Below are 25,987 nucleotides of genomic sequence, written 5' to 3'. Positions count from 1 at the left end.
ATGGCGGAGTACGACTGGGAAGCCCTGCGGGCTCAAGCCATCGAGGCGGCGAAGTCGGCGTACGCGCCGTACTCGGGTCTGCACGTCGGTGTCGCGGGTGTGGTGGACGACGGCCGGATCGTCGTCGGCTGCAACGTCGAAAACGCTTCGTACGGCTTGGGCATGTGCGCGGAATGCACGATGGCGGGACAGCTGCGGCTGACCGGCGGCGGCAAACTCGTCGCCGTCGCCTGCCGCAGCGGCGCCGGTGACCTGCTGATGCCGTGCGGACGCTGCCGTCAGATCCTGTTCGAGCACGGCGGTGCCGGCTGCCTGGTGGACACCCCGAGCGGCATCCTGCCGATGTCCGCGGTGCTGCCGGACGCGTTCGGGCCGGACGACCTGCCGTGAGCGCGTTCGCCGCCGTCGACGTCATCCGCGTGAAGCGGGACGGCGGACGGCTGTCCGACGAGCAGATCGACTGGACGATCGACGCGTACACCCGCGGCGACATCGCCGAGGAGCAGATGGCCGCGCTCGCGATGGCCATTTTCCTGCGGGGCATGGATTCCGGCGAGATCGCGCGCTGGACCGGCGCGATGATCTCGTCGGGGGAACGGCTGGATCTGCGGGTCGGTCGTCCGACCATCGACAAGCATTCGACCGGTGGCGTCGGCGACAAGATCACGCTTCCGCTGGCGCCGCTCGTCGCGGCCTGCGGGGCGGCCGTGCCGCAGCTGTCCGGACGCGGGCTCGGGCACACCGGCGGGACACTCGACAAACTGGAGTCGATCCCCGGCTGGCGTGCCGCTTTGTCGACATCGGAGATCATCCGGCAGCTCGACGAGGTCGGCGCGGTGGTCTGCGCGGCCACCTCCGGGCTGGCTCCCGCCGACAAGAAGCTGTACGCGCTGCGGGACGTGACTTCGACGGTGGAATCGATCCCGCTGATCGCGAGCTCGATCATGAGCAAGAAGATCGCGGAGGGTTCGGCCGGGCTCGTCCTCGATGTGAAGACCGGTTCGGGCGCGTTCATGAAGACGCTTCCGCAAGCCCGTGAACTCGCGCGGACCCTGGTGGAGATCGGGACTACGCACGGCGTCGCGACGACTGCGCTGATCACGGACATGAACGTGCCTTTGGGATACGCCGTCGGCAACGCGATCGAGGTCGCGGAGTCGGTCGAAGTGCTGCGCGGCGGCGGCCCGGCCGACGTCGTCGAGCTGACCGTGGCGCTCGCGCGGGAGATGCTGGCGCTGGCGGGATTGTCCGATGTGGACCCGGCCGCGGTGCTCGCTTCGGGCCGGGCCTACGAGACTTGGTGCCGGATGATCGCCGCGCAGGGCGGGGACCCGGAGGCGGCGCTGCCGCGACCTGAACACGTCCATGTCGTCGAGGCGCCTGCGGACGGCGTCTTGTCGTCGCTGGACGCTTATGCGGTCGGGGTCGCCGCTTGGCGGCTCGGGGTCGGGCGGGCGCGCAAGGAGGATCCGGTGCAGGCCGCGGCCGGCGTGCTGTGCCTGGCGAAGCCGGGCGACGAGGTTTCGGCCGGGCAACCGTTGCTGGAGCTGCACACCGACACTCCGGAGGCGGTTCCTTCGGCTCTCGCTGCGCTCGCTGACGCCTACGCCGTCTCGTCGGAGGCCCCGGCCTCCGCTCCGCTCGTCCTGGAGACCGTGCGGCCCTGAGCGCGTTTAGCGGGCTAAACGCGCTCCGCGGTGGACTCACGCAATTCGTCCTCTGATTGCGGTAGTTGCACGCGCAACTACCGCAATCAGAGGACGAAACGCGGGGGACATCGACGCCGGCCGTACGCGCTACAAGCGGATCAGTCGGTGGTCTCGTCGACGCCGTCGGCCTTGGCCTTGGCGTCGGCCGCCTTGGGCGCCCGGCCGTTGCGCGAGCTGCGACGCGGCTGACGCGGGGCGGGCGGCGGCGAGGAGATCTGCTGCACGGCCGGGCCACCGCCGAGCATCAGCTCCGCGAAGGTCGCCATGGCCTCGTCCAGCTGGCCGCCGATGCGGCGCACGGACTCGTCGTTGCTCTTGCGCACCAGCGTGTCGACCGAGTCGGTGTCCGGCTGCTTCTGCAGCGTGCTCTCGACCTTCGACAGACCGGAGCGGATCGAGCCGTCGAGGTCGCCGAGGCGGCCGGTGAAGCCGTCTTCGACCTTGTCGAGGCGCTCGGCCAGGTCGTCGAGGCGCGAGGTGACCTTCTCCAGACGGTCGCCGAGGCCGTCGAGACGGTCCGAAGCGTCGATCATCTCGCCGGTCTCGGTCAGCGCGGTCTTGATCGCCTCGGTGTTCGCGGTGAGGCTTTCCTTGGTGGCCTTGTCGAGGTTCTCGACGCGGGTGCGCAGTTCGCGGTCGACGGTGTCGACGCGGTCGCGCAGGGTCGACTCGGCCTGCTCCACGCGCTCGCGCATCGGGCCGATCACCGACTGCGGCAGCGCGTCGGTCTTCACGTCCTGCTTGTCGAGGTGCGCGCCGAGTTCGTCGAGACGGCGGTGGATGTTCTGGAGCTTGTCCTCGAGCCCGTCCATCCGGCCCCCGACGCCTTCGAGGCGCGCGGCCATGCCGTCGAGGCGGCCGTCGAGCTGAGCGAACGGCTTGGCCAGCTTGTCGACGATGCTTTCGACGGCGCGGGTCAGCGCGGCGATCGCGGTGTCCTGTGCTTCGAGCCGCGACATGGTCTCGTCGAGCCGTTCGGCGAGCACGCTCGTCTCGGTGCGGTCGGGCATCTCCGAGAGCCGCTTGCGCACCGCGCCGAGCGAGTCGACCGGGGCCAGACGTGCGTAGATGTCGTCGAGCGCGTCGAAGATCTGCTGCTGTTCGCTCTCACGCACTTCGGCCGCGCGCACCAGCATGTTGCGCATCCGGTCGAAGGACGGGGCTGCAATGTGGTTGTCAGTGGTCACTGCGGTGTCCTTCGTGGGCGGGGAAATGGGAGGGACGTGACGTGAAGCTTATCCATTGCGAAATTGCTCTGCGTATGGCCCCCGGGGATCGGACAATGTCGAGCTCTGCCCCTGATGGCCGATTCAGCCCGTGATCGACAAAGCCGAGGGTTAACCAGAGCGTACGAGTTACCACCATGTAGGGGAATGACAGCCTGGTTACCGTTACGTATGTCCTCTGAAAGCAGCGGTTCCCGCATCCCGGAGGCGGTACTGGCCCGCGCTCCGAAGGTTCTCCTCCACGACCACCTGGACGGCGGATTGCGTCCCGCCACGGTCGCCGAACTCGCTGAGCGGACCGGGTACACGGCCTTGCCTGCCACCGATCCCGTCGAACTCGGCCGATGGTTCCGCGACGCCGCCGATTCCGGCTCCCTCGTCTCGTACCTTGAGACGTTCGCGCATACCTGCGGGGTCATGCAGACCGAGGAAGCGCTGGTCAGAGTAGCCGCCGAGGCGGTGGAAGACCTCGCGGCAGACGGTGTCGTCTACGCAGAGGTGCGGTACGCCCCCGAGCTCTTCGTCGAACGCGGACTGTCACTCGATGCGGTGGTCGAGGCCGTTCAGGCCGGATTCGCCGAAGGTGAACGGAGAGTGGCGGACGGCGGCGGCCGGATCCGTGTCGGGACGTTGCTCTGCGCGATGCGCCAGCAGGCCAGGGCCCTCGAGATCGCCGGTCTCGCCGTCCGCTACCGCGACGCCGGTGTCGTCGGGTTCGACATCGCCGGACCGGAAGACGGATTTCCGCCTACCAGAAATCTCGACGCATTCGAGTTTCTGCGGACGAATAATGCGCATTTCACCATTCATGCGGGGGAGGCGTTCGGGCTGCCGTCCATTTGGGAGGCGATTCAGCATTGCGGCGCGGAGCGGCTCGGCCACGGGGTGCGCATCGTCGAGGACATCAAGACCGACAGCGACGGCACGGTCCATTTGGGACGGTTGGCCGCCTACGTCCGCGACCGCCGGATCCCGCTGGAGATCTGCCCCACGTCCAATGTCCAGACGGGAGCGGCGCGCTCGATCGGCGAGCATCCGATCGGCCTGCTCGCCCGGCTGCGGTTCCGCGTCACCGTCAACACCGACAACCGGCTGATGAGCGGCTGCTCGATGACCAGCGAATTCGCGGCACTGGCCGAGGCGTTCGGCTTCGGGCTCCCCGATCTCGAGTGGTTCACCATCAATGCGATGAAATCCGCGTTCCTCGATTTCGATCGGCGTCTCGACCTCATCAACACGGTCATCAAGCCCGGGTATGCCGCCTTGCGTTCGTTAGCATAGACAACTACCGTTCACTATGTAGGAGTGATTTCCCAAATAGTGAAACGGTGGTCATGATGACGCAGGTGGTGGGCGTGGGGGTCGGCGGAAAAAGACGCTGGCTCGTCCTCGCACTCGGCCTCGCCGCGCAGACCGCGAGCTGTTCGTTCCTCTACGGGCTCCCGTTCCTGGTGCCGTCCATGCAGCGTGCGGAGGGGCTGACGCTCGCCGAAGCGGGAACCGTGGTCGCGGCGCCGAGTCTTGGCCTGTTGTTCACCTTGATCCTGTGGGGTGCGGCCGCGGACCGTTACGGAGAGCGTTTGGTAATGGCCCTCGGACTGGGCGTCTCGGGGTTACTCCTCGTGTACGCGGCCCTCGGCGACCACTCGCTCGTGATCCTCTTTGGGGTGTTCCTGCTCGCCGGTGCGAGCACCGCGTCAGTGAACGCCGCGAGCGGCCGGGCCGTCCTCGGCTGGTTCGGCCCGGCGGAGCGGGGCTTCGCGATGGGCATCCGCCAGATGGCCCAGCCGCTCGGGGTGGGCGTCGCCGCCTTCGGTCTCCCGCCGCTCGCGGATCGCTGGGGCTTTCAGGTCTCGCTCATGCTGCCCGCGCTGACCGCGGTCGCCGTCGCGCTGCTCGTCGCCTGGCTGCTGGTCGATCCGCCGCGTCCCGAGGTCGAAGGGGGCAAGCGGGAGAAGCCGCCGTCGCCGTATCGGAAGGCGGCGTTGTGGCGGGTCCACGGCGCGAGCGCGCTGCTCGTGGTCCCGCAGTTCACGGTCTCCGCCTTCACCCCCGTGTACCTGGTGACCATGCACGGCTGGACGGCGGCGTCCGCGGGCTGGTTCGTCGGCGCCGTCCAGATCCTCGGCGCGCTGGGCAGGATCGCGTCGGGTTACTGGTCCGACCGCGCCGGCAGCAGGCTGCGGCCGATGCGGCAGCTGGCGGTCGCGAGCGCCGCGGTGATGGTGCTGGTCGCGGTCGGGGACGCCACGTGGCCATGGCTGGTGCTGCTCGCGCTCGTGCTGGCCGCGGTGATCACCGTGTCCGACAACGGGCTCGGGTTCATCGCGTCGGCGGAGATGGCCGGGCTCGCGTGGGCGGGACGGGCGATGGGCACGCAGAACACCGGTCAGAACATCGCCGCGGCACTGACACCGCCGCTGCTGGGTCTCGTGATCGGTGATTCGCGGTACGCCCTGGCGTTCTGCGTGGCCGCGGTCTTCCCGATGCTCGCCGTGGCCGTGGTGCCCGTCAAAGACGAAGCAACCATGGCCCCGAGATCAACGCGCCCATTCAGGTGACCCAAGAGGTCTCCCCAAGGGCGCTCCGCGCCCGACGGAAACTTCACCTCGCGCGCCCTCTTTGAGCCGAAGGCCCACGAAAACGCGATGAAGGGGCGCCTCTCCGCTCAACTAGACGTTGAATCGGAACGGCGCCCCTTCGGCGCGCTTTTCGTCAGCGGGCGACATTCATACGGTTCTCGAAGGTCTCGACGAGCTTGCGCCACTCGGACTGCTCGGCGTCGAACGGAGCGCTCGGCTCGAGGCGCGAGGGGTCCGGCCGCAGCACGAACGACACCAGCCAGCCGAGGCTTTCGTTGGTGGCCAGCGCGGTTTCGACGCTGTCGTCTTCGGCCCACTCGGCGGCGTCGGTGATCAGCTCGACGGCCAGTTCCAGCTGGGTCGGGTCGATCGCCTCAGGGCCCTCGGCGATGTCGTCGGCGATTCCGTTCAGCACGTAGGTGTTCTCGATGTCGACGTCGACCTCGAGCTCGCCCGCGGTGGCCTTCGTGGTCACGTCGTCCCAAGTGGACACTTGGGCGAGGTCGTTGTCCGCCAGGTCCTTGCCGTCCGCGATCGCGCGGATGAGGGCCTTTTCGGAGGTGAAGACGTCGATCTCGCCCTCGCTGCCGAGGAAGATCGGCTTGTCGTCGAGGTAGCAGCGCAGGGTGTAGTACTCGGCGCCGGAGGTGATGATCTTGATCGGGTCGATGCCGACCTCGCCCCAGAAGCCGACGGGCTCGTCGTCTTCCTCGTCCTCGTCCTCGTCGTCATCGTCCACGAGGTCGTCGTCAACGGCGGCGGCCTCGGCTTCGGCGGACTCCGCGAGGAAGGTCGCGAGCTCCTCCGCCGTCTGCTCCAGCACCTTCTCGTCGACGTCGGGAGCGGTCACCAGACCGTCGATCGCGTCGAGGACGGTGTCCCACTTCTCCGAGACCGCCTGCGACAGGTCCTCCCAGAGGCGCTCGCCGTCGCGGCCGGAGAAGGGCAGCGTGCCCTGGTCCAGCAGCGAGAAGCTCTCGTGCGCGTCGAGGACTTCGTGGACCTCTTCGAGCTCGCACACGTCCGCGAGCGAACGCACGATGCCGATGATCTCGGCCAGCTCGCCGAGCGTCCACTGGTCCGGCTTCTCGGCGACCAGCTCGGGGACGCCCACCAGGTCGTAGGTGTGGTCGTCGTCCGGGATGAGCTCGGGCACGTTCAGCGCGGGCACGGCCTCCCAAGCGGGGTGGTCGAGCAGGTCGTGCTGCTCGGAGGTCCGTACGAAGGCGGCGAGATGCGCGGCGTCCGGGAAGGCGTACAGGTCTTCCTCGTCGCCGAGGAAGGCTTCCCACTCCTCGCCGTCTTCCCGCCAGCGCGGCGCCCAGAGGGTGACGACGTCACCCTGAGGCAGGCCGAGTTCGATCGGGATGATGTCCTGTGCCATTCCTAAGCCCTCTCGGATTACCGCCTGTGTGCGCGCGACCGGGTGTTGCTTGCCCGACAAGTGCGCGGTACCGCGAAGCCTACGGGTTTCCATCGGAGGGCGCGATCACCCCTGGGCAAGAAGCGACCAACGGATGGCACGATAGGTCCTCTGATGACACTTACAGACCTCCTGCCTGCGGATCCCGACGCAGACTCGCTGTTCGAAGCCTTCTCCACCTGGACGGCCGAGCGCGGGCTCGAGCTGTACCCGGCGCAGGAAGAGGCCATCATCGAAGTGGTCTCCGGGGCGAACCTGATCCTGTCGACGCCGACGGGCTCGGGAAAGAGCCTGGTCGCCGTCGGGGCGCACTTCACCGCGCTCGCGCACGGCCGCCGCAGCTACTACACCGCGCCGATCAAGGCGCTCGTCTCGGAGAAGTTCTTCCAGCTGATCGAGATCTTCGGCGCGGAGAACGTCGGCATGATGACCGGCGACTCGGCGGTGAACGCCGACGCGCCGATCATCTGCTGCACGGCGGAAATCCTGGCGAACATGGCGCTGCGGTTCGGTGCCGACGCGCCGGTCGGGCAGGTCGTCGCGGACGAGTTCCACTTCTATGCGGAGCCGGACCGCGGCTGGGCCTGGCAGGTGCCGCTGCTGGAACTGCCGAAGGCGCAGTTCGTGCTGATGTCGGCGACGCTGGGCGACGTCTCGTTCTTCGAGAAGGACCTCACCCGCCGGACGGGTCGTCCCACCGCGGTGGTCACCTCGGTGGAGCGGCCGGTGCCGCTGACCTTCCGCTACGCGCTGACGCCGTTGCACGAGACGATGTCCGAGCTGCTCAACGGTGGCCAGTCGCCGGTCTACGTCGTGCACTTCTCGCAGGCCGCGGCGATCGAACGCGCGCAGACCCTGATGAGCATCAACGTCACCTCGAAGGCGGAGAAGGAGGCCATCGCCGAGATGCTCGGCGACTTCCGGTTCTCGGCCGGGTTCGGCAAGACGCTGTCGCGGCTGGTCCGGCACGGTATCGGCGTGCACCACGCCGGCATGCTGCCGAAGTACCGGCGCCTGGTCGAGCAGCTCGCGCAAGCCGGGCTGCTGAAGGTGATCTGCGGGACCGACACCCTCGGCGTCGGCATCAACGTACCTATTCGCACAGTGGTCTTCTCGGCGCTGACGAAGTACGACGGCGTGCGGCAACGGCATCTCAAGGCTCGCGAGTTCCATCAGATCGCCGGCCGCGCCGGCCGCGCCGGGTACGACACCGACGGCTACGTCGTCGTGCAGGCACCGGACCACGTCGTCGAAAACGCCAAAGCGCTGGAGAAGGCGGGCGACGATCCCAAGAAGAAAAAGAAGATCGTCCGCAAGAAGGCACCCGAAGGGTTCGTCAACTGGACGGAGAGCACCTTCGACCGGCTGATCGCGGCCGAGCCGGAACCGCTGACGTCGAGTTTCCAGGTCAGCCACTCGATGCTGCTCAACGTCGTCTCCCGGCCGGGCAACGCGTTCGACTCGATGCGGCATCTGCTGGAGGACAACCATTCCGACCGTCCCGCCCAGCGGAAGCTGATCCTGCGCGCGATCGCGATCTACCGCGCGCTGCTCGCGGCGGGTGTCGTGGAACGGCTCGACGAGCCCGACGAGCAGGGCCGCATCGTGCGGCTCACCGTGGACCTGCAGTTCGACTTCGCGCTGAACCAGCCGCTTTCGCCGTTCGCGCTGGCCGCGATCGAACTCCTCGACGTCGAGTCGCCGTCCTACCCGCTCGACGTCGTGTCCATTGTGGAATCCACTGTGGACAATCCGCGTCCGGTGTTGTCGCAGCAGCAGTTCAAGGCGCGCGGCGAGGCCGTCCAGGCGATGAAGGCCGAGGGCATCGAGTACGACGAGCGGATGGAACTGCTCGAGAACGTCACGTACCCGAAGCCGCTCGAAGAACTGCTGGAGGCGGCGTATTCCCGCTACCGGCAAGGACATCCGTGGGTCGACGACTACGAGCTCAAGCCGAAGTCCGTCGTCCGCGACATGTACGAGCGCGCGATGAACTTCGTGGAGTACATCGGTTTCTATCAGCTCGCCCGTTCGGAAGGGCTGGTGCTGCGGTATCTCACCGACACGTACGACTCGCTGCGGCACACTGTTCCCGACGAGGCCAAGACCGAGGGGTTGCAGGACCTCATCGAATGGCTCGGGGAACTGGTGCGCCAGGTCGACTCCAGTCTCCTGGACGAGTGGGAAGCCTTGCGGCATCCGCAAGAGGAAGGCCCGGTTTCGACGAGGCCGCCGTCCGAGCCGCCCGCGGTCACGCGGAACGAGCGGGCGTTCCGGGTGCTCGTGCGGAACGAGCTGTTCCGCCGCGTGGAGCTGGCGTCGCGGCGGGCCTACGGGACACTCGGCGAACTGGACGCCGCGTCGGGCTGGGACGCCGACGCGTGGGAAGACGCCGTCGAGGACTACTTCGACGAGCACGAAACCCTCGGCATCGGACCGGACGCGCGCGGTCCCAAGCTGCTGATCATCGAGAAGGAGACGGAGATCTGGCGGGTGCGGCAGATTTTCGACGATCCGGCGGGCGACCACGACTGGGGCATCAGCGCCGAGGTCGACTTGGCGGCCTCGGACGAGGCGGGCTCGGCGGTCATCCGGATCACGGCGGTGGACCAGCTCTGACGCCTCGGCCGCGTCGACTCACTCACCCACTCGCTCGTGCTAGGAACGGACCGTTCCTTGCAAAATTTGCTAGGAACGGTCCGTTCCTAGCACGCGAGGGCGCGTGAAACGAGGCGTTCACGGACTCGGTGCCGCGAGCAGCCGCCGGCGCCGGACCAGCTGCACGATCACCACGATCAGCGACAGCGCCGGCAACGGATAGCCCAGCATCAAGCCCGCCGTGATGTCGGCGAGCGGCGCGAGGACCGCGGCGACGAACACCCACGTCGGCGCCGTCGGCAGCTTCGCGCCGGAGCGGGCCTTACCCCAAGGTTTCGCCACCGAAAGCCACGCCTGGAAGGCGAGCGCGCTCGCCATCAGCGCGGTCCCGGCCACCAGCGCCACCGGCGCCGGATCACCGGCCCGGGCCGCCACCACGGAATCCTGCAAAGCGCCGGACAGCAGGAAGATCCCGGCGTAGAGCTGGACGAGCGTGATCGCGAACTTCGCCAGCACCCACCAATGCCGGGCGAAACCCCAGGCCGTCGCCGCGGCGAGCATGAAGCCGGTGAAGGCCGACGCGTTGGCGAGCGGCGCCAGCAGGAACGAGTCGATCTCGTGCGCCATGGACGTGGCGGCGACACGGATCGCGCCGTCCTCGCTCGTGTGGCTGATCGTCAGGAGGGTGAACAGCGCCAGGGCCTGCCCCATCCAGCCCACCGACGTGATGACGTGCAGCCACACGGTCAGCTGCCGCCAGGTCTTCGTCCTCATGTCGACAGGCTCGCGTGACCGCCCGGCCCGGCACATCGGGGACGACCCCGAAATCACACCGGAAGGGGTGGGAAGCAGGCCTGGGCGTCGTGGCCGTCGAACCAGAGCCCGACCATGAACGCCATGGTCGCCTCCATGAGCCGCGCCCGGTCGAGGCCGCCCGCGTTCAGCGGCGTGCACCCGATGTCATGCACGAGGCCGCTGACCGTCGCGACAGCCTCCGGCGAACCGCAGAGCGGCACGGCGAGCGGGCGGCCGCCGAACACGGGCGGGGTCATCCGCCAGACGTCCACGGCGCACAGGTTGAACGCCTTGACGACGTGCGCTTCCGGCACCGCGAGCGCGATCCGGGTGGCCTGGTCGGGGATCGTGAGCACGGCACCGGGGCCGACCGCGTTGGTGCAGTCGATCAGCACCTTCCCAGTGAGATTTCCCGCCGCGGCGACGACTTCCGTCACCGACGGCGCGGGGACGGCGAGCAGGATCACCTCACTCGCGTGAGCGATCTCCGCCCAGGTCCCCGCCCGCGCGGAGATCTTCGCGGCGAGGACGTCGGCCTTGGCCCGGTCGCGCGCCGCGACCGTCACCTCGTGCCCGGCCCCCGCCCACTGGCCCCCGAGCGCCTCCGCCATCCCGCCCGCGCCGAAAACACCGATACGCATCTGTTCCGCTCCCTAAGATCGAGTTACCCCATGACCGTAGAAAGCCGTGCGGGTACCGATTGGTTACCGGAGGTCCGATGAACGACGTCTTTTTCGCCGATTGCCGTGCCCGGCTGGCCTTCGACCTGATGGCGAACACCTGGAACCCGGTCGTGCTGTGGGCCCTGCGCCAGGGGCCGCTGCGACCGGCCGAACTGCGGCGACGGCTCGGCGGGATCAGCACGAAGGTGCTCACGGAGACCGTCCGGCGGCTGGAGTTCAACGGCCTGGTCCGCAGGCGTGACTGCGGGCGGACGGCGAAGGTGGAGTATTCGCTGACAGATCTCGGAGCCAGCCTCCTCGGCCCTATCGAAGCCTTCGGGGAGTGGGCGTTCAGGCACGGTGACGAGGTGATGGCGGCTCAGGACGAGGCGACCCAGTTACGCGATCTCGCGTGATCAGACGGCGATCTCACGTGATTGAACGGCGATCTCGCGTGATTGGAGGGCGATCTCGTGAGGGCGGCTAGGCGGGAGGGCGGGCCTCGGCCAGCTTGAGGAGCGGGACGGCCGCGGCGGCGTCGGTGATCAGCGTCGAGACCATCCCGGAGCGCAGAACGGCGTCGATCGCGTCGGCCTTCGGTTCCGTGTAGCCCAGCGCGATCACTTCGGGGACGGCCAGCAGTTCTTCGGCGCTGATGGCGAGCACGTGGTGGGCCAGTCCGGTGGACATCGGGGTGCCGTCGGCGTCGAACAGCCGCGCGGAGACTTCGGCTTTGGCACCGCGTTTCGCTATGGCGCCGCGCTCGGCTTCGTCGAGCGCGTCGTAGACGGTCGATTCCTCGGGCTTCCACGCGCCGATGCTGACGACGGCCTTGGTCAGGTTTTTGAACTGCCCGAACGTCTCCGCGATCCCGGGTTGCCTTCGCAGCGTCTCGGTGGTGCGGCGGTCTGGGAGGACGAGCGGGCCGAAGATCGGGTACGCCTGACCGCCGGAGACGGAGGCGACCCGGCTGACCGTCTCCACCGACCGGTCCCGCATGTCCACCCCCGCCTGCACCCCGCACAGTTGCACGACCGGGCACTTCGGCAACGACTGGATCGCGTCGGTCATCGCGTTCACGGAACGTGCCCACGACAGGCCGAGAACGTCGCCGGGAGTGACGATCTCGGCCAGGAGTCGGGCCGCGAGCATCCCGATTTTGCGCCGGGCGACTTCGCGGGATTCCGGCTCCGGCGCTCGTTCGAGCACGAGGACGCGATCCAGCCGGTACGCGGAGCGGATCTCTTCGGACAGGGCGAGGTCGACCGGCGCGGGCAGGTGGAATTCGACCTTTACGATGCCGCTTTCCCTGGCCGTGTCGAGCATTCGTGCGACCTTGAACCGGCTGATGCCGAACTCGTCGGCGATCTCGAGCTTCGAGGCGCCCTGTTCGTAGAACCGCCGGGCCACCGCGGCCAGGCGTAGCGACTCCACCAGGCCGGGAGCCTGCTTCTTCGCGCTCATTTGAGCATCATAACGCGAGATCCGCACGAAAGGTTGACGTAACACCAGGGAAAAGTTCACCATGCCCTGACATGCAGTCCAAAGCATAAAGCCTGTCTCGCTCGTTTGAGCGGAGAGAAGAGGAGCTGGCATGCGTGCCGCGATCGTGGACAAGCCCGGGGAGATCAGGGTCGGCGAGGTACCCGACCCCGAACCGGGGGATCGCCAGGTCGTCGTCAAGGTGGGTGCCTGCGGGATCTGCGGGACCGACCTCCACATCGCCGACGGGCACTTCCCGCCGACGCCGTATCCGATCGTCCCCGGCCACGAGTTCGCCGGCGAGATCGTCGAACTCGGCGTCGACGTCCCGGGTGGCTGGAAGATCGGCGACCGGGTGGCCGTCGACCCGTCGCTGTTCTGCGGTTACTGCAAGCCTTGCCGGTCCGGTCGCGGCAACCTCTGCGAGAACTGGAACGCCACCGGCGACACCGTCAACGGCGCTTTCGCCGAGTACGTCGCCGTTCCCTCCGCGAACTGCCACCGCATGCCGGACACGATGACCTGGGCACAGGGCGCCCTCGTCGAACCGGTTTCCTGCGCCGTCCACGGCGTGCGCCGGATCGGCGTCGAGGCGGGGGAGCGGTTCCTCGTCGTCGGCGCGGGCACGATGGGGCTGATCATGCAGCAGCTGCTGCAGCGCGCGGGCGCCCACGTCACGGTGGTCGACCGCAACATCGACCGCCTCGGCCGGGCCAAGGACCTCGGCGCGGTCGCGGTCGCGGGTGACGTGAAGGACCTCGACGACGAGAAGTTCGACGCCGCCGCGGACTGCACCGGCGCCGCGCCCGCCATCGAAGCCGCTTTCGACTCGCTTCAGCGCGGAGGTCGTCTGCTGGTCTTCGGGGTCGCGCCCGCCGAAGCACGCGTCGCGCTTTCGCCGTTCCGGATCTACAACGACGAGATCACCGTCGTCGGCTCGATGGCCGTCATGAACAGCTTCGGTGCCGCGCTCGACCTGGTCGCCGACGGCGCCGTCGACACCGCCGCGCTGCTCACCGACACCCTGCCGCTGGAGCAGTATCCCGACGCGCTCGCCCTCATGCGCAGCGGCGCCGGCCTGAAGGTGCAGGTCATACCGGGAGGCGAAAGTGCGTAAAGCAGCCGCTCTGCTCGCGGTCCTCCTGCTCACCCTCACCGGGTGCGCCGGTGCGGGCGCGCTCGGGACCGGCGACCGGACGCTCGTCGTCGCGATCGTCGCGAACCCGCAGATGAAGGACGCCATCGAGCTTTCCGGCGAGTTCGAGAAGGCGAACCCCGGCGTCAGCCTCAAATTCGTGTCGTTGCCCGAAAACCAGGCACGCGCGAAGATCACCGCCTCGACGGCCACCGAGGGCGGTGAATTCGACGTCGTCATGATCAGCAACTACGAGGCGCCGCAGTGGGCCGCGAACGGCTGGCTCGAAAACCTCGACCCGCATATCGCGGCGAACCCGTCCTATGACGCGGACGACTTCATCCCGAGTATCAAGGAATCCTTGTCGCACAACGGATCGCTCTACGCGGTGCCGTTCTACGGTGAGTCGTCGTTCCTGGCCTACCGGAAGGATCTGTTCGAGCAGGCGGGACTCACCATGCCCGCCAAGCCGACGTGGACGCAGATCGCCGGCTTCGCCGCGAAACTCGACGACAAGGCCAAGGGTGTGGCCGGGATCTGCCTGCGCGGCAAGCCCGGCTGGGGCGAGAGCCTCGCGCCGTTCACCACGGTCGCCAACACCTTCGGCGCCCAATGGTTCGACAAGGACTGGAACGCGAAGCTGACCAGCCCCGAATTCAAGGCGGCCGCCGACTTCTACGTGAACCTCGTGCGGAACCACGGTGAGGTCGGCGCGTCGAGCGCGGGCTTCTCCGAATGCGGCACGCGGTACACCCAAGGCCAGGCCGCGATGTGGTACGACGCCACGGTCATGGCGGGGACGAACGAGGACCCGTCGGCCAGCAAGGTCGTCGGGAAGTCCGGCTACGCCCCCGCGCCAGTGGAGAAGACGCGGGCGAGCGGCTGGCTCTACACCTGGGCGCTGGCGATCCCGAAGGTGGCCAAGGACAAGCACGCCGCCTTCAAGTTCATGTCCTGGATGACCGACAAGGCCTACGTGCAGCGCGTCGCCCAGGAGTTCGGCGACTGGAACCGCGTCCCGCCGGGCGTGCGCAAGTCGACCTACGACATCCCGCAGTACCGCGAAGCCGCCAGGGCCTACGCGCAGCCGACACTGGACGGCATCGCTGACGCCGACCAGCGGAAGGCGATGGCGAATCCGGTGCCGTACCCCGGGATCCAGTTCGTCGGTATCCCCGAGTTCCAGGACCTCGGCACCCGCGTCAGCCAGCAGCTTTCGGCGGCGATCGCGGGCCGGATCACCGTGGACGAAGCACTGAAGCAGTCACAGGAGTACGCGCAGACCGTCGGCAAATCGTATCAGGAGGTGCGGTGATGGCCACGCTCTCCGCTCCCGCCCGCACCGAACCCGCCCATGCCAAGAAGGCGGCTCCTAAGCGTGGCACCGACACGCCGTTCAAACGACGGCTGCCGTTGCTACCCGCCCTGCTGTTCGTCGTCGCGGTGACGCAGTTGCCGTTCGTACTGACGGTGTTCTATTCGTTCCAGTCGTGGAACCTGGTGCGCCCGGGTTCGCGGCATTTCGTCGGGCTGCGGAACTACATCGACGTCTTCGCCGACTCGACGTTCCTCGGCGCACTGCTGAACACCGTGGTGTTGACGGTCGTGTGCGTGTTCTTCTCGCTGTTGCTCGGTCTGGGACTGGCGATCCTGCTGGACCGCAAGTTCCTGGGCCGCGGTGTGGTCCGGACCCTGCTGATCACGCCGTTCCTGATCCTGCCCGCGGCGGGCGCGCTGCTGTGGAAGACGACGATGTTCGACCCGACCTACGGGTTGCTGCACTTCGTGTTCGGCACCGACATCGACTGGCTTTCGGAGTTCCCGCTGGCGGCGGTGATGGCCCAGGTCGTCTGGCAGTGGACGCCGTTCATGATGCTGCTGATCCTGGCCGGGTTGCAGAGCCAGCCGAAGGACGTGCTGGAGGCCGCGTCGGTCGACGGCGCCGGCCGCTGGCGGACGTTCACCGCGATCACACTGCCGCATCTGAGCCGGTTCCTGCAGCTGGCGACGCTGCTGGGCGCGATCTACATCGTGAACAGCTTCGACGCGATCTTCCTGATGACACAAGGAGGTCCGGGGACGGCCAGCACGAACCTGCCCTTCTACATCTATCAGCGGGCGTTCCAAGGTTTCGACATCGGGCAGTCGTCCGCGATGGGCGTCATCGTCGTGATCCTGACGATGATCGTCGCGACCTTCGCGCTGCGGCTGATGTTCCGCACGTTCTCGGTCCAGGGAGGCGCGAAATGAAAAGCCGCTTCGGCCCGGGCCTGCTGACGGTCGCGACCTGGGTGATCGCGATCCTGTTCGTGTTCCCACTGCTGTGGATGATCCTCACGGCTTTCAAACAGGAGGCCGACGCCTACACCGACCCGCCGCGGCTGTTCTTCACCCCGACGCTCGACCAGTTCGCGGGCGTGCTCGAACGCGGTTTCCTGCCGTACCTGTCGAATTCGGCGTTCGTGACCGTCGTTTCGACGCTTTTCGTGCTGCTGCTGGGGATCCCGGCGGCGTACGCGCTGTCGCTGGCGCCGGTGAAGGGGACGAGCAACGCGCTCGGTTTCTTCCTGTCGACGAAGATGCTGCCGATCGTGGCGGCGATCATCCCGCTGTACGTGATCTCGCAGAACACCCGGCTGCTGGACAACGTGTGGGCGCTGATCATCCTGTACACCTCGATGAACCTGCCGCTGGCCATCTGGATGATGCGGTCGTTCTTCCTGGAGGTGCCGCAGGAGATGATCGAGGCGGGCCGGATCGACGGGGCGACTCTGCCGATCCTGCTCCGGAAGATCATCATGCCGGTGGTCGCGCCCGGGGTGGCCGCGACCGCGCTGATCTGCGTCATCTTCTCGTGGACCGAGTTCTTCTACTCGGTCAACCTCACCGCCGCGCGCGCCGGGACGGTGCCGGTGTTCCTGGTCGGGTTCATCACCAGCGAGGGCTTGTACTGGGCGCAGCTGTCCGCGGCCGCGCTGCTCGCGTCGCTGCCGGTGATGATCGTCGGCTGGATCGCGCAGAACCACCTCGTCCGCGGCCTGTCGATGGGCGCGGTCAAGTAAGGCCTGGGTCCGGTTGGTCGTGAGTGGCGTCGGGTTAGAACGGACCGGTATGTGCTTACCTACGCCTGACCAGGCCGGTCTCGCGCGCTCAGCGCGTGCCGGGTGTCGACGATGGAGGAATCGGGACGGTGAGTGTCCCGATTCCTCCATCGTCGTAAGGGCGTTGCACCCACCACCATCGAGCAGGAGGATTCCGGACGGTCACTGCCCGGAACCCTCCCCGCTCACACCACCCAGCACGAACCCGAAACGCCACTCACGAGCCCCATGCCCTACTGGACCGACAATGCCTGCCCAGGACAAATATGCACGGCGGTGCGCGCGTTCTCCTCGGCCTCGTCGCCTTCGGGCTCGGCGTTCAGCACGATGACCGTCCCGTCGTCCTCGCTCTGATCGAACAGATCGGGGTCGGTGAGCACGCATTGACCCGCGCCCACACACTTCCCGGTGTCCGCGATGATCTTCATGGATCCTCCTACCAGGTGACCGGAAGGGCGTGGAGGCCGTAGATCGACGAGTCGTGCTTGAACGACAGTTCGTCGACCGGAACGGCGATCCGGATGCCCGGAATACGCTTGAACAGCGTATCGAACACGATCTGGAGTTCCATCCGCGCGAGATTCTGGCCGAGGCACTGGTGCACGCCGAACCCGAACGCGACATGGTGCCGCGCGCCGCGTTCGATGTCGAAGGTGTCGGGGTTCTCGAATCCGTCCGGGTCGTGGTTGCCCGCGTTGCTCAGGCCGACGACACCCTCACCCGCGCGGATGAGCGTGCCGCCGATCTCGACGTCCGCCGTGGCGACCCGTGAGGTCGCGATCTCCGCGATGGTGAAGACCCTCAGGAGTTCTTCGATCGCGGGAAGGGTCTTGCCCGGGTCAGCCTTGATCTTCGCCAGCTGATCCGGGTTCTCGAGCAGGGTCACCGTGCCGAGCGAGATCATGTTCGCTGTCGTCTCGTGCCCGGCGATGAGCAGCAGGAACGCCAGGCCGACGAGTTCGTCGTGGTTCTCCTCGCCCGCTTCCCGCTGCTTCAAGATCTGGCGGCCGAGGAGGTCGTCTTCGGTCGCGTCCGCTTCCTTCTTGGTGACGAGTTCGTCGAGATAGCCTTCGAGCTGCTCGAACGCCGACTGCCGTTCTTCGGGGGTGACCTCCCGGTTGAGCATCTTGGAACTGCAGGTCTGGAAGAAATCGTGGTCCGCATAGGGGACGCCGAGCAGTTCGCAGATCACCAGCGACGGAACCGGCAGGGAAAGCGCTTGGACGAGATCGGCGGGTTTGGGTCCCGCGAGCAGGGTGTCGATGTGCTCGTCGACGATCTGCTGGATTCGCGGCTGGAGCGCTTTCATGCGCTTGACGGTGAATTCGCCGACGACGTCACGCCTGGCCCGGGTGTGTTCCGGCGGGTCCATCGCGATGAGCGACGGGCGGAACGGCTTGTCCTCGCGGCGGATCTGCCGCGCGACCATCATCGGGAACGAGGGATTCTGCCGGTCGGAGCTGAAATGCGGGCTGCTCAGCATTTCCCGGATGTCTTCGAGCCGGGTGAGGGCCCAAGCCGTTTGGCCGGACGGCAGACCGACCCGGGAAATCGGACTTTCCGTGCGTAGCGTCTCGTACTCGGGCGGCGGCGAAAACGGGCATTTCCGGGCCAGCGGCAAGGTCGCGGTGGTTTCCTCGACGTCAGTCATCGGGTGTCCTTCCCCAGTTGTCGGGTGGGTTCGGGCGAGAGATCGGACAGGGCCCCAAAACGTATGCGGATGGTTTCATTCCGCTTATGTCACCAAGGTACTCAAGTGGAGACAGGTCGTCCACTCGCGAAGGGGTGGTTTCCCGGGAAGCGTGAAGGACATGTCCTTACGTGCGAGAATCACGGCCCTGAAGGACCCTTCGAGAGGCGAGGATCATGACTGCCGACCCCGAGACCCGCTTGCGCGCCGACGCGCGCCGGAACCGGGATCAGATCCTGGCCGCCGCGAGAGCCATCTTCGCCGCCCAGGGCGCCGAGGTCCCGATGGAGGAGATCGCGCGCTCGGCGGGCGTCGGTGTCGGCACCCTGTACCGGCGGTTCCCGGACCGGGACGCGTTGATCCGGGCGGTCGCCGTCGACAATTTCGACCGGGTCCTGAGGGATGCGAAAGCCGCGAGGGACCAGGAATCCTCGGACTGGGACGCCCTGATCCGGCTCCTGCACCAGTCGATAGAGCTTCAGTTGAGCATCCAGCTCGCGATGGTCTCGCCCCGGGCACTGGTGATCCTGAAGAGTGACCCCGCGATCAAGGCCTTGCGTGACGAGCTGGTCCTGGTGATGGACGCTTTCGTCCGGGGCGCGCAGGCGGAGGGCAGGCTCCGGACGGACGTCGCCACCGGTGACGTCGCGATCCTGTTCGCGACGTTGCTGCGGCAGATGCCGGGCAAGGGCGAGGAGGTCGCGCGGATGGCGACCCGGCGCTGCATCGGGATCATGATCGACGGCCTGCGGGCCGTCGACGAGAACGAGCCGCTGCCGGGACGGCCTCTGACCGGCGCCGACCTGGACGCGGGAAGGTCCCCCGCGCATCCAGAGGACTAAATGCGGGACGCACGTGCCCTCACGTGCTTGCCCAAAGCGCATCCAGAGGACTAAATGCGGGACAGCGCGTGGCGCAGGGAGCCGGGCTGAAGGGAACTTTCGCCGCGTGTCACGCGGCGAAAGCGTCCTTCGCTACGTGAGATGCGGGGAAAGTCCCCTTCAGCCGCGTCGGCCCCTTGCTCGCGATGTCACGCGCTTCAAAGCCCAAGCGCATCTAGAGGACTAAATGCGGAAAAGGTTAGACGCCCAGCGGATGCCAGACAGTCTTGGCTTCCAGATACCGCCGCAGCCGGGCGATGTCGGCGTCGGTGGTCCAGTCCGGCTCGACGTCCGGGACGGTCAGGACACGCTTCACGGTGCCCGCGGCCTCGCGCGCCAGGTCCGCCCGCGCGGACGGCTCCGCGCCTGTCGGGTCGAGGGCGTTGACGTCGCCGTGCGAGGCCAGCCACGAGCCCAGCTCCGACGCGCGACCGGTGAGGATGTTCGCGACCCCGCCGGGCAGGTCGGACGTCGCCAGGACCTCCGAAAGCGTGATCGCGGGCAGCGGCCGGTCCGCGCTGGAGACCACCACGGCCGTCGAACCCGTCGCCAGCACCGGCGCGAGCACGCTCACCAGACCCAGCAACGACGACTTCTGCGGCGCGAGCACGCCCACCACCCCGGTCGGTTCCGGGACGGTGAAGGAGAAGTACGGGCCGGCGACCGGGTTGGCCGCGCCGAGCACGGTCGCGATCTTGTCCGTCCAGCCCGCGTACCAGACCCAGCGGTCGATCGAAGCGTCCACAATGGACTGAGCCTTCTTGGTGGCCAAGCCCTCCGACGCGGAAACCTCCGCGACGAACTGCTCGCGGCGGCCTTCCAGCATCTCCGCGACCCGGTACAGCACCTGGCCGCGGTTGTACGCGGTCGCCGCCGACCAGCCGCCGAAAGCCTTGCGGGCGGCGGAAACCGCGTCGCGGACGTCCTTACGGGACGCGTGCGAGGCGTTCGCCAGGAACTTGCCCTTGCTGTCGGTGACCGGATACACCCGGCCCGACTCCGAGCGCGGGAACTTGCCGCCGATGTAGAGCTTGTAGGTCTTCGCCACCGAAATACGGTCAGACATCGAGGTAGGCCTCCAGTCCGGTGCGGCCGCCTTCGCGGCCGAAACCCGACTCCTGGTAGCCGCCGAACGGCGCGGCGGGATCGAAGCGGTTGAACGTGTTGGCCCAGACGACACCGGCTCGGAGCTGGTTCGCCATCCACAGGATGCGCGAGCCCTTCTCGGTCCAGATCCCGGCGGAGAGCCCGTACGGCGTGTTGTTCGCCTTCGTGACGGCCTCGTCCGGCGTGCGGAAGGTCAGCACCGAAAGCACCGGCCCGAAGATCTCCTCGCGGGCGATGCGCATCGACTGCTGTACTTCGGAGAACACCGTGGGAGGGAAGAAGAAACCGCGTTCCGGCACCGGGCACGGGCTGGTCCAGCGCTCCGCGCCCTCGGCGTCGCCGGACTCCACCAGCCCCTTGATCTTCGCGAGCTGCTCGGCGGAGTTGATCGCGCCGATGTCGGTGTTCTTGTCCAGCGGGTCGCCCAGCCGTAGCGTCGAGACGCGGTAACGCAGCTTCTCGAGCACCTCCTCGGCGATCGATTCCTGCACCAGCAGCCGCGAGCCCGCGCAGCAGACGTGGCCCTGGTTGAAGAAGATCCCGTTGACGATCCCCTCGAAGGCCTGGTCCAGCGGAGCGTCATCGAAGACGACGTTCGCCGCCTTGCCGCCCAGCTCCAGCGTCAGCTTCTTCGCGGTGCCCGCGATCTGACGCTGGATGGCCTTGCCGACCTCGGTCGATCCGGTGAACGCGACCTTGTTCACGTCGCCGTGGCCCACCAGTGCGGCGCCGATGTCCCCGGCGCCGGGCAGGATGTTGACCACGCCGGGCGGGAGCTCGGCCTGCTGGCAGATCTCCGCGAACACCAGCGCGGTCAGCGGCGTGGTCTCCGCCGACTTGAGCACCACGGTGTTGCCGGTGGCCAGCGCGGGCGCGATCTTCCACGCCAGCATCAGCAGCGGGAAGTTCCACGGGATGACCTGGCCCGCGACACCGAGCGGCTTCGGGTTCGGGCCATAGCCCGCGTAGTCGAGCTTGTCGGCCCAGCCCGCGTGGTAGAAGAAGTGCGCGGCGGCCGTCGGCACGTCGGAATCCCGCGATTCCTTGATCGGCTTGCCGTTGTCGAGGCTTTCCAGCACGGCCAGCTCCCGCGACCGTTCCTGGATCAGGCGCGCGATGCGGAACAGGTACTTGGCGCGTTCGGAGCCCGGCATCTTGGACCAGACGCCGGTGTACGCCTTACGGGCGGCCTTCACCGCGGTGTCCACATCGGACACCGACGCGGTGCCGACCTCGGCGAGCACCTCTTCGGTGGCCGGGTTGATCGTCTTGAGCGGCTCACCGGAGCCGTCGACGAATTCGCCGTTGACGAACGGCCGGTAATGCGGTTTGAGGTTCGCGAGGTCGCGCGATTCGGGCGCGGGCGCGTACTCGAAGATGCCCATGGATCAGTCCACCGTCACGTAGTCGGGACCGCTGTAGTGGCCGTCGGCCTGGGTGCGGCGCTGCAGCAGGAGGTCGTTGAGCAGGCTGGACGCCCCGAACCGGAACAGGTCCGGGTTCAGCCACTGCTCGCCGGCGACCTCGTGCACCGCGACCAGGTACTTGATCGCGTCCTTGGTCGTCCGGATGCCGCCGGCGGGTTTGACGCCGCGCAGTTCACCGGTCTGGACGAACCAGTCGCGCACGGCCTGCAGCATCACGTGGGTGACCGGCAGCGTCGCGGCGGGCGAGACCTTGCCGGTGGAGGTCTTGATGAAGTCGCCGCCCGCCAGCAGCGCGAGCCAGGACGCGCGGCGGACGTTGTCGTAGGTGGCCAGCTCACCGGTTTCGAGGATGACCTTCAGGTGAGCGTCGCCACAGGCGGCCTTGATGGCCTGGATCTCCTCGAAGACCTCCAGATAGCGGCCTTCCAGGAACGCGCCGCGATCGATCACCATGTCGATCTCGGCGGCTCCGGCCTCGACGGCGATCTTGGTGTCGGCCAGCTTGATCTCGCGGCTCGTGCGGCCGGCCGGGAAGCCGGTGGCGACACTCGCGACGTGGATGCCCGTGCCGCGAAGCGCCTCGACAGCCGTTTCGGCCATGTCCGGGTACACGCACACGGCCGCGACCCGCGGGGTGTCCGGGCGGTCCGGATCCGGCCGCATGGCCTTCGCGGCGAGCGCGCGGACCTTGCCCCGGGTGTCGGCGCCTTCGAGGGTCGTCAGATCGACCATCGAAATGGCGGTGTCGATCGCCCAGAGCTTGGCGGCCTTCTTGATGCTGCGCGTGCCGAGTCCCGCCGCCCGCTGCTCGACGCCGACCTGGTCGACACCAGGCAGCCCGTGCAGGAACCGGCGCAGGCTCGCCTCGTCGCGAGTCGCGTCCGCCAGCGGCGACGGGGTGGCCGTCGCCGCTGACGAGCTGGTCGTAGCTGTCATACGGGTGAGTGTAGGCGGCCTACAGGCTGGGCACCGGGGCCTGGGCGGTGGCCCGCGTGGGCAGCACCGGCGTGCAGAACTCGCTGGTCATCGGGAGCTGGCGCTTGAGCGCCGCCTCCGGTGAGGCGGTGAGGTCGACGGTGGCCAGCGTGGAGATGTTCTTGCCGGAGTCGTCACGGAAGCTGAGGGTGGCGAAGCCGGGCAAGTCACCGCCGTGCCCCCAGATGGTGACGTCTTCGGCGCAGATACCCGCGCTCTTGAGGTTCACCTTCATCAGGCCGAGGCCGTACTCCATGCCGCCGGCGGGGACCGTCTTCTTCATCTGCGCGAGCAGGTCCGCGGGCAGCAGACGGCCGCCGAGCAGTGCTTCGAAGAAGCGGTTGAGGTCCTTGCCCGAAGACACCATGCCACCCGCGCCGAAGTAGCGCGAGTAGTTGTAGGTGGTGACGTCGGTGAGGCCGCGCGGCGCGTCGTACAGCTGCTCGTAGCCGCGGGCGGCCGGGCCGAACAGGAACGGGAAATCGCGGGGGAGCGAGGTGTCGCGCAGGTGCAGCGGCCCGGTGACGCGCTCGGCGAGCGCGCGTTCCAGCGGCTTCCGGGTGGTCTTCTCGACCAGCAGGCCGAGAACGTTGTAGCCGGTGTTGGAGTACGCCCAGCTCGTTCCGGGCTTGAACTGCAGCGGCTGCTTCGACACGCTCAGGCGGATCTGGTCGTCACTGTCGAAGTGCTTGAAGCGTTCGGTGTCGATCTCCGGCCCCGTCGCCCAGGAGTCCTCGGGGGCAAGGTCGCGCGGGAGGCCACTGGTGTGCTGCAGCAGCTGGCGGACGGTGATCGGCTCCGGATACGGCAACAGCCCTGGCAGGTAGCGCTGCACGGGTTCGTCCAGCCCGACACGCTTTTCGGCCACGAGCTGCAGGACCAGTGTCGCGACGAAGACCTTCGACACACTCGCGATCCGCCAGCGGCCCGACGCGTCGGGCTTGCCCGGCCGGTCGATGTTCGCGACGCCGCTGACGCCGCGGAAATCGTCGGAGACGGCGACCATGCCGGGGATGCCCGCGGCGACGGCCGCGTCCATCGCGGCTTGGCGCGGATCGGTCTTCCCGGCGGCCACCGCCGGGAAGGCGGTGACGGAAAGCAGTGCGGCACAAGCGATCGCGACGAAACTTCGGCGCATGTGGTGAATCCCCCAGTTCAGGTCAGGCTTCCACTTCGGGTACGTCCTTCTTACGCGGTTTCCGCTTCACGACGACGCCACCCCAGAATGCCAGGCCGGTGATCTTCACCGTCGGCGCGGTCGGCGGCGCCGGGGGCGTCCCGGCGCGGTCCTCCAGTTCGAAGGCGCCCATGAAGCCGATTCCGGTGACGTCCACGTTGATGTCGTCGGGCACGATGATGTCGATCCCGCCCATGATCGCGACCGCGGTGATCGTCGAATGCTTTTCGGCGAACCGCGCGTGCCGCAGATCGAGTTCGGCGCCGCCCCAGAACGCGAAACTGTTGTGCTGCGGCGGGACGACCCAGCTGCCCTTGCGCGCCGCGCCGGACATGACCGCGATCGACGCGCCGGAGCCCGGATGCCCGCCGATGCGATCGTCGGGCAGGCCGAGCGCGCGCGACGTCGACGGCTGGATCGGCGAACGGGACTGCGGCAGATCCGCGGTGACCGGCTTGAGGTCTCCGACGGTCTTGGCCTCGTAGACGGTGGTGAGCCGTTCTTCCAGCTCGTTGATGGTGATGCGCCCTTCGGACATCGCCGCGTGCAGCACCTGCGCGACCTGCTCACGGTCGGCGTCGGAGATGCGCATCTGTTCGGGGCCCGGCAGGGCCGGTTCTTCACTCACGCGGAGGAGCCTAGCGCCGAGGAGAGGCCCGAGCGTCCATCTTATGGTCGACAGTGGCATCCTCCGTTGATGGGGAACTCACTACCCGGCGCCGTGGAGCTGCCGGACGGGACGAAGGTACGTGGACGGGGCCTGGGTCGCCCCTGGCCAGAGGGTCCTTCGCCGGATTTCGGACTGTATTTGGGCGGCGCGAAGCTGCGCCGGAAGCACGATCACAAAATGGACTGGGAGCGGACGTGGATCCGCTGGCCCGACTTCCTGCTGCCGACGGACTGGACGGACGCTCGGCGCCGGATCGTCGACCTGCACACCCGGGCGGCGGCGGGCGAAGGCGTCGAGGTCGCCTGTTACGGCGGAGTCGGGCGGACCGGCACGGTGCTGTCCTGTCTCGCCACCCTTTCCGGGCTGAGCGCCGAGGAGGCGGTGGCGTGGGCGCGGGCCAACCACGACAAGCGTTCGGTGGAGACGCCCTGGCAGCGCCGCTGGGTCGGCTGGTTCGCGCGGCAGGCGTGAAGAGCTAAGTTGACCGGCATGGATGTGCACGTCGTTGATCACCCCCTGGCCAAGGCCAGGCTCTCCACCATGCGCGACGCGCGCACCGACAGCGCCGCCTTCCGCGCGGCGCTGCACGAACTGACCGTCATGCTGGTCTACGAAGCCACGCGCGACATGCCCGTGCGGATCGAGCGGATCCACACGCCGGTGGCGCGCACCGACGGCTACGCGCTGGCGAGCCCGCCGCTGCTGGTGCCGGTGTTGCGCGCCGGGCTCGGGATGGCGGATCAGGCGCACAAGCTGATCCCTGACGCCCAGATGGGTTTCGTCGGCCTCGCCCGCGACGAAGAGACGCTCAAGCCGACGCCGTACCTCGAGTCGCTGCCCGAATCGCTCGCCGACCGGCCGGTGATGGTGCTCGACCCGATGCTGGCGACCGGCGGCTCGATGGAGTACACGATCCGGCTGCTCACCGACCGGGGCGCCACCGGCGTCACCGCGATCTGCGCGCTCGCCGCGCCCGAGGGCATCGAGCACCTGGAGAAGGCCGGGCTGCCGCTGCGGGTGGTGACCGCGAGCATCGACGAGCGGCTGAACGACTCCGGCTTCATCGTGCCGGGCCTGGGGGACGCGGGGGACCGGCAGTACGGAGCCGTCTGACCCGTTTCGCCGCCGGTCACTCTCTACGGATCGCGTTTAGCCGGCTAAACGCGATCCGGCGCTAGGGGGAAGTACATGAAGGGGGCCTTCATGGAGCTAGGCGCAAGGAAGGGGTCCTTCATGTACTTGAGCAGGGGGCCGGGGGGGGGGGGGGGGGGGGGGGGGGGGGGGGGGGGGGGGGGGGGGGGGGGGGGGGGGGGGGGGGGGGGGGGGGGGGGGGGGGGGGGGGGGGGG

The 25,987-nt window shown here is 68.0% G+C and carries 25 protein-coding genes; 13 read left to right on the top strand and 12 right to left on the bottom strand.

What is annotated here, in order from left to right; translation table 11 throughout:
- Together ACZ6DT_RS26870 and ACZ6DT_RS26865 are read left to right on the top strand one after the other, a co-directional pair.
- On the top strand, positions 1-390 hold the full coding sequence (locus tag ACZ6DT_RS26870) for a cytidine deaminase (protein ID WP_465600119.1): 390 nt from the start codon (positions 1-3) through the stop codon (positions 388-390).
- Positions 387-1,667 carry a thymidine phosphorylase gene (locus ACZ6DT_RS26865; protein WP_465600117.1) on the top strand — a complete coding sequence of 427 codons (1,281 nt, stop codon included), beginning with the start codon at positions 387-389 and terminating at the stop codon, positions 1,665-1,667. Before ACZ6DT_RS26870 ends, ACZ6DT_RS26865 begins: the two co-directional genes overlap by 4 nt.
- Positions 1,668-1,807: 140 nt before the next feature.
- Here ACZ6DT_RS26865 and ACZ6DT_RS26860 read toward each other — a convergent pair whose 3' ends face one another.
- The gene (locus tag ACZ6DT_RS26860; RefSeq protein ID WP_465600115.1) at positions 1,808-2,896 is read right to left on the bottom strand and encodes a PA containing protein; all 1,089 of its coding nucleotides are present in this window, start codon (positions 2,894-2,896) and stop codon (positions 1,808-1,810) included.
- A 210-nt stretch (positions 2,897-3,106) separates the two neighbouring features.
- Here ACZ6DT_RS26860 and ACZ6DT_RS26855 point away from each other — a divergent pair, with 210 nt between their 5' ends.
- The gene (locus ACZ6DT_RS26855) at positions 3,107-4,216 is read left to right on the top strand and encodes an adenosine deaminase (RefSeq protein WP_465600113.1); all 1,110 of its coding nucleotides are present in this window, start codon (positions 3,107-3,109) and stop codon (positions 4,214-4,216) included.
- 56 nt (positions 4,217-4,272) lie between these two features.
- Entirely contained in the window at positions 4,273-5,496 is a 1,224-nt protein-coding gene (locus tag ACZ6DT_RS26850) for an MFS transporter (protein ID WP_465600111.1), read from the top strand.
- Positions 5,497-5,650: 154 nt separating this feature from the next.
- On the opposite strand, the gene ACZ6DT_RS26845 is transcribed toward ACZ6DT_RS26850, so the two are convergent.
- The gene (locus ACZ6DT_RS26845; protein WP_465600109.1) at positions 5,651-6,901 is read right to left on the bottom strand and encodes a primosomal protein; all 1,251 of its coding nucleotides are present in this window, start codon (positions 6,899-6,901) and stop codon (positions 5,651-5,653) included.
- Between the two features lie 153 nt (positions 6,902-7,054).
- On the opposite strand from ACZ6DT_RS26845, the gene ACZ6DT_RS26840 reads away from it, so the two are divergent.
- Positions 7,055-9,559 carry a DEAD/DEAH box helicase gene (locus ACZ6DT_RS26840; protein WP_465600107.1) on the top strand — a complete coding sequence of 835 codons (2,505 nt, stop codon included), beginning with the start codon at positions 7,055-7,057 and terminating at the stop codon, positions 9,557-9,559.
- A gap of 117 nt (positions 9,560-9,676) precedes the next feature.
- Here ACZ6DT_RS26840 and ACZ6DT_RS26835 read toward each other — a convergent pair whose 3' ends face one another.
- Both ACZ6DT_RS26835 and ACZ6DT_RS26830 read right to left on the bottom strand, forming a co-directional pair.
- On the bottom strand, positions 9,677-10,312 hold the full coding sequence (locus ACZ6DT_RS26835) for a hypothetical protein (protein WP_465600105.1): 636 nt from the start codon (positions 10,310-10,312) through the stop codon (positions 9,677-9,679).
- Positions 10,313-10,365: 53 nt separating this feature from the next.
- Entirely contained in the window at positions 10,366-10,974 is a 609-nt protein-coding gene (locus ACZ6DT_RS26830; RefSeq protein ID WP_465600103.1) for an NADPH-dependent F420 reductase, read from the bottom strand.
- A gap of 77 nt (positions 10,975-11,051) precedes the next feature.
- On the opposite strand from ACZ6DT_RS26830, the gene ACZ6DT_RS26825 reads away from it, so the two are divergent.
- Positions 11,052-11,411 (top strand): winged helix-turn-helix transcriptional regulator, encoded by a 360-nt coding sequence (locus tag ACZ6DT_RS26825; protein WP_465600101.1) that lies wholly within the window; start codon positions 11,052-11,054, stop codon positions 11,409-11,411.
- A gap of 67 nt (positions 11,412-11,478) precedes the next feature.
- Here the strand turns inward: ACZ6DT_RS26825 and ACZ6DT_RS26820 are convergent, their stop codons facing one another.
- The gene (locus tag ACZ6DT_RS26820) at positions 11,479-12,459 is read right to left on the bottom strand and encodes a sugar-binding transcriptional regulator (protein ID WP_465600099.1); all 981 of its coding nucleotides are present in this window, start codon (positions 12,457-12,459) and stop codon (positions 11,479-11,481) included.
- A 130-nt stretch (positions 12,460-12,589) separates the two neighbouring features.
- Here ACZ6DT_RS26820 and ACZ6DT_RS26815 point away from each other — a divergent pair, with 130 nt between their 5' ends.
- Genes ACZ6DT_RS26815 through ACZ6DT_RS26800 form a run of 4 tightly spaced genes read left to right on the top strand, consistent with a single transcriptional unit; the run spans position 12,590 to position 16,674 of the window.
- A complete protein-coding gene (locus tag ACZ6DT_RS26815; RefSeq protein WP_465600097.1) occupies positions 12,590-13,594 on the top strand; it encodes a zinc-dependent alcohol dehydrogenase family protein in 1,005 nt (334 codons plus the stop codon).
- The gene (locus ACZ6DT_RS26810; RefSeq protein ID WP_465600095.1) at positions 13,587-14,927 is read left to right on the top strand and encodes an ABC transporter substrate-binding protein; all 1,341 of its coding nucleotides are present in this window, start codon (positions 13,587-13,589) and stop codon (positions 14,925-14,927) included. Before ACZ6DT_RS26815 ends, ACZ6DT_RS26810 begins: the two co-directional genes overlap by 8 nt.
- Positions 14,927-15,862, top strand: coding sequence for a carbohydrate ABC transporter permease (locus tag ACZ6DT_RS26805; protein ID WP_465600093.1), 936 nt, complete (start codon positions 14,927-14,929; stop codon positions 15,860-15,862). Before ACZ6DT_RS26810 ends, ACZ6DT_RS26805 begins: the two co-directional genes overlap by 1 nt.
- Complete coding sequence (locus tag ACZ6DT_RS26800; RefSeq protein WP_465600091.1) at positions 15,859-16,674, top strand: carbohydrate ABC transporter permease; 816 nt, start codon at positions 15,859-15,861, stop codon at positions 16,672-16,674. The genes ACZ6DT_RS26805 and ACZ6DT_RS26800 overlap by 4 nt, the downstream gene beginning before the upstream one ends.
- 272 nt (positions 16,675-16,946) lie before the next feature.
- Here the strand turns inward: ACZ6DT_RS26800 and ACZ6DT_RS26795 are convergent, their stop codons facing one another.
- Positions 16,947-17,141, bottom strand: a complete 195-nt coding sequence (locus tag ACZ6DT_RS26795; RefSeq protein ID WP_465600089.1) for a ferredoxin — start codon at positions 17,139-17,141, stop codon at positions 16,947-16,949.
- An 8-nt stretch (positions 17,142-17,149) separates the two neighbouring features.
- The gene (locus tag ACZ6DT_RS26790; protein ID WP_465600087.1) at positions 17,150-18,364 is read right to left on the bottom strand and encodes a cytochrome P450; all 1,215 of its coding nucleotides are present in this window, start codon (positions 18,362-18,364) and stop codon (positions 17,150-17,152) included.
- Between the two features lie 215 nt (positions 18,365-18,579).
- Here ACZ6DT_RS26790 and ACZ6DT_RS26785 point away from each other — a divergent pair, with 215 nt between their 5' ends.
- Complete coding sequence (locus ACZ6DT_RS26785; protein ID WP_465600085.1) at positions 18,580-19,245, top strand: TetR/AcrR family transcriptional regulator; 666 nt, start codon at positions 18,580-18,582, stop codon at positions 19,243-19,245.
- Between the two features lie 238 nt (positions 19,246-19,483).
- Here the strand turns inward: ACZ6DT_RS26785 and ACZ6DT_RS26780 are convergent, their stop codons facing one another.
- The 5 genes from ACZ6DT_RS26780 to ACZ6DT_RS26760 are packed head-to-tail and all read right to left on the bottom strand — an operon-like array spanning position 19,484 to position 24,562.
- Positions 19,484-20,350: an aldehyde dehydrogenase family protein gene (locus ACZ6DT_RS26780; protein ID WP_465600083.1), complete on the bottom strand. Its 867-nt coding sequence runs from the start codon at positions 20,348-20,350 to the stop codon at positions 19,484-19,486.
- Entirely contained in the window at positions 20,343-21,776 is a 1,434-nt protein-coding gene (locus ACZ6DT_RS26775) for an aldehyde dehydrogenase family protein (protein WP_465600081.1), read from the bottom strand. Before ACZ6DT_RS26775 ends, ACZ6DT_RS26780 begins: the two co-directional genes overlap by 8 nt.
- 3 nt (positions 21,777-21,779) lie before the next feature.
- Positions 21,780-22,754 carry a deoxyribose-phosphate aldolase gene (gene deoC, locus ACZ6DT_RS26770; RefSeq protein WP_465600079.1) on the bottom strand — a complete coding sequence of 325 codons (975 nt, stop codon included), beginning with the start codon at positions 22,752-22,754 and terminating at the stop codon, positions 21,780-21,782.
- Between the two features lie 19 nt (positions 22,755-22,773).
- Positions 22,774-23,931: a serine hydrolase domain-containing protein gene (locus ACZ6DT_RS26765; RefSeq protein ID WP_465600077.1), complete on the bottom strand. Its 1,158-nt coding sequence runs from the start codon at positions 23,929-23,931 to the stop codon at positions 22,774-22,776.
- 22 nt (positions 23,932-23,953) lie between these two features.
- A complete protein-coding gene (locus ACZ6DT_RS26760) occupies positions 23,954-24,562 on the bottom strand; it encodes a DUF1707 SHOCT-like domain-containing protein (RefSeq protein ID WP_465600560.1) in 609 nt (202 codons plus the stop codon).
- A 105-nt stretch (positions 24,563-24,667) separates the two neighbouring features.
- On the opposite strand from ACZ6DT_RS26760, the gene ACZ6DT_RS26755 reads away from it, so the two are divergent.
- A complete protein-coding gene (locus tag ACZ6DT_RS26755; protein ID WP_465600075.1) occupies positions 24,668-25,111 on the top strand; it encodes a protein-tyrosine phosphatase family protein in 444 nt (147 codons plus the stop codon).
- Positions 25,112-25,129: 18 nt separating this feature from the next.
- A complete protein-coding gene (gene upp / locus ACZ6DT_RS26750) occupies positions 25,130-25,753 on the top strand; it encodes a uracil phosphoribosyltransferase (RefSeq protein ID WP_465600073.1) in 624 nt (207 codons plus the stop codon).
- Positions 25,754-25,987 lie beyond the last annotated feature (234 nt).

It is taken from the genome of Amycolatopsis sp. NPDC041971 (assembly GCF_055588925.1).
The sequence above is the reverse complement of the archived record's forward strand: the minus strand, read 5'-3'. Positions and strand labels throughout refer to the sequence as shown.